The sequence below is a fragment of the Acinetobacter sp. YH16052 genome, assembly GCF_013417155.1.
GTDB lineage: Bacteria > Pseudomonadota > Gammaproteobacteria > Pseudomonadales > Moraxellaceae > Acinetobacter.
The window spans coordinates 1-4,575 of sequence record NZ_VPEO01000057.1 but is presented as its reverse complement, the minus strand read 5'-3'; the positions used below and the strand labels follow the sequence as shown (position 1 = coordinate 4,575).

The following is a 4,575-nucleotide window of genomic DNA, read 5'->3' as shown; positions in this document are numbered from 1 at the left end:
TAGGCTTCACCACGGCGCCCCCCCTTGCTTTTGCGCTGCTTTTCCAGCACGGCGGGTTTGAGCACCCCGCCGTCATGCCGCCTGAACCAGCGGTCTTTGAACGGCACCCCATAGTTGGCCTTGCTGACACCAAAGCGGACGAAATAGGGCCGCTGTGAGTCGTCCACGCCCCATTCCTCGGCCTCGGCGGCCGTCATGCCGGACAGGTAGGACTGCCAGCGGATGTTATCCACCAGCACGGACGATCCCCGGCTGGCCTGCTGCTGGTCGCCTGCGCCCATCATGGCCGCGCCCTTGCTGGCATGGTGCAGGAACACGATAGAACACCCGGTATCGGCGGCGATGGCCTCCATGCGGCCAATCACCTGCGCCATGGGGCCACTGGCGTTCTCTTCCTCGATATGGAACCGACGCAGCGTATCCAACACCATCAGGCGGCGGCCCTCGGCGGCGCGCTTGAGGCCGTCGAACCACTCCGGGGCCATGATATTGGGCAGGCTGCCGATCAGCGGCTGGATTAGCAGACCGTCAGCCACGACTTGCCGTTGCTCGTCGGTCAGGTGCGCCCCCAATGCGTGCAGGCGGTGATGTATAGCGGTGGGCGGGTCTTCGGCGGGCAAGTAGATCACCGGGCCGGTGGGCAGCTCTCCCACGTCCAGCAGGTCGGGGCCGCCTGCGATCTGTGCGGCCAGCTGTAGAACCAGCATGGACTTGCCGGCCCCACCGGGGGACACCAGCGCCCCCACGGTACCGGCCACCATGTTGGGCAGTACGTAGTCAATCGGCGGCGGTAACTCTGTGAAGCTCGCCAGAATATCGATAGGCTTATGAGTAGCCATTGGTTTGCCTCCTTTGCAGGCGGTTGATGGTCAGGCGCTGGCGGGGCATCCCCGCCATGCGCCGCCTAGTCAGTGATAACACGCCACTCTCGCAGCCCAATTTCTCGCACGACCTTGGCCGCCGCATCCAGTGTCTTGAACTGCCGCACATCACCTCTGGCGGTGTGTAAGGTAGGTTGTGCGCTGCCAATGTTGCCGCTCAGCTCGATAGTCCACCCGTTATGCAGAACACTTGACGATCTCACCACGGCACCCTGAATCAATCCAAGCCCAAAATACTCTTTTGCCTTTCCTATATCCATTTTTTAATCCTACTATAAAGTCAAATTGTTTTGACAATATAGCAGTTTTGTTTTATCAAAACAAGCATTACATGCTTAAATCTGGCCCCTTGCTGCGCTGCTTCTGGGTCTGCTTCGCCAGCTCGGCGCGGGCCTCCTGCACCTGCGGAAGCTCCATCACCTTCTGCACCGTACGCTTGATGTAATCGGCCTCATGGCCCGCCTTGCGCTCCATGATAGCGGGGCTAGCCTCGGCCATGGCCTTGCTGATCTCGTCCGGCTCCCGGCCCTTGCTGGCCAGCTTCATGGCCGCGATGAAGTCGCACTTGCTGAGGTCATCACCGTACCGCTTGACCAGCCCGGCCATTTCGCTGCGGTAGTCGTCCACGACGCTGCGGCGATACCGACGCACACTCTGCGGGGCGGTGATCTCGGCCAGTCGTGCCGTCCGTTCCTGTCGGCGCTCGATGCTGTCCAACACCTGCCCGGCCTGCTGCATCAGCTCCGGCCCTGCGGTGGCACTCTTGCCGCTGGACTCCCGGCACAGCACCCACGGCTGATAGCCGGTGCGGCTGGTGTACTTGTCCTTGCGGTTGGTAAAGCCTGCCAGACGGCCATAGTGACGGCTGTCGGCGCTTGCCGGGTCGGCGTCATACTCCCGGGCCAGCTTCCGGGCGATTACGCCCCTATGATCTGCTGGGGCATCCTGAGCCACCTTCACCCATGCCTGATAATTCTTGAGGCTGGTCTCGATGATGGCGGCAGGCTCCCGGCCCTCCTGCTTCATGGCGTCCAGATCGTCGCTGCTGAGGTCGTCAACTAGCACCAGACCATGCCGGGCCTGCTCGGCGGGGCGAATGTAAATATCGTTGCCCTGGGCATTCATGCGCTTGAGCCAGGCGGCGTTCTGCTGCACTTCCTGCGGTGTCCATTCCCGGTTCATCATCTTGCCGCTGGCGGCATCCCGTATGCCGATGTCGTACCGGTCGCAGCCCATGGCCTTGAGCTGCCGGGCGATGGCTTGCGCGGTGCGGTCACCTTTCACTTGAGCTTGAAAATCAGCCATATGCTCCCCTGTTGCTCGATGATTTGCGGCTCCAGCCAAAGCCATGATGCGATCAGCAGCGCCAGAATAGGCATCACGGAAGCGATCAAGACCCCGGCCCACAACCTCCATGTCCAGCCACGGGCGGCGCTCCGGGCCGTCTGGCCGGCCTTGGCCAGTTCCCCTGCGGCTGCCCTCATGTCCTTTGCTGCCTGCCGCCATGCGCTCATGGCTTGCTGTTGCTGGCTCGTCCAGCTCGCGGCCTGCTCCTCGCTGGCCTGCTGTACCTCGGCGATCCGCTGCCGGGCTTCGTCCGCCAGTGTCGCCATGCTCTGGGCCAGCGGCTCTATCTCTGCCGCTAACTCGTTGATCCCTCTGGATTTCCTCACTCTGTCTATCGCGCTCATGCTCGATAACCTCCCGGTATTCTTGTAAGTCGATGATCTGGCCGTTGGCCGTGTCGATGGCTAGGGCGATATCGGCCCTCTCGGTGCGGATGCCCCGGCTCTCCATCTCCACCACGTTAGGGCCAAGATGGATGCCCGGCAAGCGCTCAATGCCCTGCGCCTCAAGGGTGCGATGGTCAATGCGGGCCTCGTGCCCGGCCTGTTCAAGGGCGCGGTTGGCGTAGTGGCTCCATGCCTCGCGGGTCTGCTCAAGCCATGCCTTGGGCTTCAGGCTCTCGGACTTCTGCGCCCCGCCCCGCTCTGGCTGTTTGCCGTTGTACCGCTTAAACCACTGGTCAGCCGGGCGCTCGATACCGTCGTTCTTCCGCTCGGAGATCATCAAGTGGCAATGGGGGTTCTCACCGTTACCGGCATGGATGGCCAGCGTATACGGCAGGCGCTCGCCCTCAGTCAGATGCCGGGCGAATTCGTCCACCAGCTCCCGCTGCTGATCTAGGGTCAGTTCGACCGGCAGGGCAAACTCAATCTCTTTGAATAAGCGACCGTTGGCCCGCTCGTACAGGTCGGCACCGTCCCAGTAGTCGGCGGGACGCTCGGCCCACTCGGGCAGGTGGCCGGACTGGGTGTGCAGCACCTCTTCACGGTCGCGGGAGTAACGGCCCTCCCGCTGGATGTAATCGGCTTTCGCCTTGGCCGATTGGCCGCCGTTCCGGCTGCCGGTCTTGGCCGTAAGGTGATAGATGGCCATAGGGGTTTAGCTCCATGCAATGGCCCTCGGAGAGCGCACAGCCCCGAAGGGGTGCCCCCAGGGCAGTTTCTTGAAGAGAAACCGGTAAGTGCGCCCTCCCGTAAAATGACGGTCGGGGTTTGCGGTGTCTGTGCTCCGATGATAGCATAATGACAAGCACATAACCAAGAGGATTATCAAAATGGCAAAAACAGCGGAACGGCTCGCCAAGCTGGAAGAACAACGGGCACGAATCAACGCCGAGATCCAACGGATCAGAGCACGGGAGCAGCAGCAAAAGCGCAAGGAAAACACCCGGCGCAAAGTGCTGGTAGGTGCATGGATACTCGGCAAAGTTGAAAACGGCGAGTGGCCAGAACAGCGCCTGCTCGATGGGTTGGACAGCTACCTAGAGCGCGACCATGATCGGGCACTGTTCGGACTTCCACCCAAGCAGAAACAGCAGCCACAGGAGCATGGTCAGCCGGAGCCGCAAGGATAGCCAAGCGCAAAGCGGTCAGAATGGCCCCTGAATGGCCCCTTCGGGGCTGCACACCGCCCCCACCCTTCGGGTAGGGAAAAGGCCGCTAAAGCGGCTAAAATCGCTCCAGCGTATTCCCGCGGGATTTGGTATGGGGTTTAGCGGGCTTTGCCCGCCTTTCCCCCTGCCGCGCAGCGGGTGGGGCCGGTGTGTAGCCTAGCGCAGCGGATAGAGAAGTTATCCGGCCTCTGGCCGGCATTTTAAGCAAGGGCAAACAGTGCCCCACTAGGGCGCTGTTAACCGCGCCTAGTGGATTATTCTTGGATAATCATGGATGGATTTTTCCAACACCCCACCAGCTCCCCCCCTTCCTGGGTTTGCAGGTTTAGGGGCGTGACAGTTACGCCGGGGGTTCGTGACAGTTACGCCGGGGGGGCGTGACAGTTACGCCGGGGGCGTGACAGTTGCGCCGGGGGACGGATGGCGTTTGCGATCATGAGGGCGAAGAAGCTCAACAGCATGGGCACGGTGGCGGCTGCGTTGCAGCACTGCTACCGCGACCGCGAGACGCCGAACGCCGATCAGGAGCGCACACCGGACAACGATCACCTGGCTGATACCAAGTGCCTTGGCCGCATGCCGAAAATTCAGATGCTCGGCGACGGCGATGAACTGAACAAGGGAAATGAGCGGTATCCTGCCAGACAGGATACCGACATTCACGAGGTTTCGATGGTTAGTGCGCCGCATCGGAGCGGGCCTGCTACCAGTCGTCGGTTAGACGACTGGCGACTT

The 4,575-nt window shown here is 61.7% G+C and carries 5 protein-coding genes and 2 pseudogenes; 2 read left to right on the top strand and 5 right to left on the bottom strand.

The annotated features are described in order from the left end of the window. From FTV42_RS15460 to FTV42_RS17695, 5 genes and pseudogenes are all read right to left on the bottom strand, one after another. Positions 1 to 839, bottom strand: an 839-nt coding sequence (locus FTV42_RS15460; protein ID WP_180039166.1) for a helicase RepA family protein, incomplete at its 3' end; no start/stop codon positions are given. Between the two features lie 65 nt (positions 840 to 904). After that, positions 905 to 1,141: a hypothetical protein gene (locus FTV42_RS15455; RefSeq protein WP_010895879.1), complete on the bottom strand. Its 237-nt coding sequence runs from the start codon at positions 1,139 to 1,141 to the stop codon at positions 905 to 907. A gap of 67 nt (positions 1,142 to 1,208) precedes the next feature. Then, a complete protein-coding gene (locus FTV42_RS17705) occupies positions 1,209 to 2,186 on the bottom strand; it encodes a DNA-primase RepB domain-containing protein (RefSeq protein WP_373682963.1) in 978 nt (325 codons plus the stop codon). Continuing rightward, on the bottom strand, positions 2,162 to 2,572 hold the full coding sequence (locus tag FTV42_RS17700) for an IncQ-type mobilization protein MobB (protein ID WP_010895877.1): 411 nt from the start codon (positions 2,570 to 2,572) through the stop codon (positions 2,162 to 2,164). Before FTV42_RS17700 ends, FTV42_RS17705 begins: the two co-directional genes overlap by 25 nt. Before the next feature lie 106 nt (positions 2,573 to 2,678). After that, positions 2,679 to 3,320, bottom strand: a pseudogene (locus tag FTV42_RS17695) (MobA/MobL family protein); the annotation flags it as partial. Positions 3,321 to 3,501: 181 nt separating this feature from the next. On the opposite strand from FTV42_RS17695, the gene FTV42_RS15445 reads away from it, so the two are divergent. Further along, positions 3,502 to 3,801 (top strand): hypothetical protein, encoded by a 300-nt coding sequence (locus FTV42_RS15445; protein WP_010904468.1) that lies wholly within the window; start codon positions 3,502 to 3,504, stop codon positions 3,799 to 3,801. A gap of 459 nt (positions 3,802 to 4,260) precedes the next feature. Continuing rightward, a pseudogene (locus FTV42_RS17895) lies at positions 4,261 to 4,575 on the top strand (plasmid recombination protein); the annotation flags it as partial.

Excerpts from the sequence above, each read along its gene's own strand:
- FTV42_RS15455 (WP_010895879.1), bottom strand. The coding sequence starts at position 1,141 with ATGGATATAGGAAAGGCAAAAGAGTATTTTGGGCTTGGATTGATTCAG.
- FTV42_RS17705 (WP_373682963.1), bottom strand. The coding sequence starts at position 2,186 with ATGGCTGATTTTCAAGCTCAAGTGAAAGGTGACCGCACCGCGCAAGCC.
- FTV42_RS17700 (WP_010895877.1), bottom strand. The coding sequence starts at position 2,572 with ATGAGCGCGATAGACAGAGTGAGGAAATCCAGAGGGATCAACGAGTTA.
- FTV42_RS15445 (WP_010904468.1), top strand. The coding sequence starts at position 3,502 with ATGGCAAAAACAGCGGAACGGCTCGCCAAGCTGGAAGAACAACGGGCA.